Here is a 239-nt window from a genome sequence, read left to right on the forward strand (position 1 = left end):
AATAACACCAGAATCATTCATCTCGTAGCAAAGGTAATTCCCTTCACGAGTAAGCTCACCTACAACAGCGAATACCGATATACCTCCGAGCTCTTGTGCGATGTTATTGATAAGTTCTTGAATAAGTACAGTTATACCAACACCGGCTCCACCGAAGATACAGATCTTACCACCTTTGATGTAAGGTTCAAGTAAATCTACTACTTTAATACCCGTTTCAAGAATTTCAACTGATGTTT

The 239-nt window shown here is 38.9% G+C and carries 1 pseudogene; it reads right to left on the bottom strand.

The window, feature by feature from the left end:
- Positions 1-239, bottom strand: a pseudogene (locus ACYP5M_RS26710) (F0F1 ATP synthase subunit beta); the annotation flags it as partial.

It is taken from the genome of Peribacillus sp. N1, assembly GCF_054600815.1.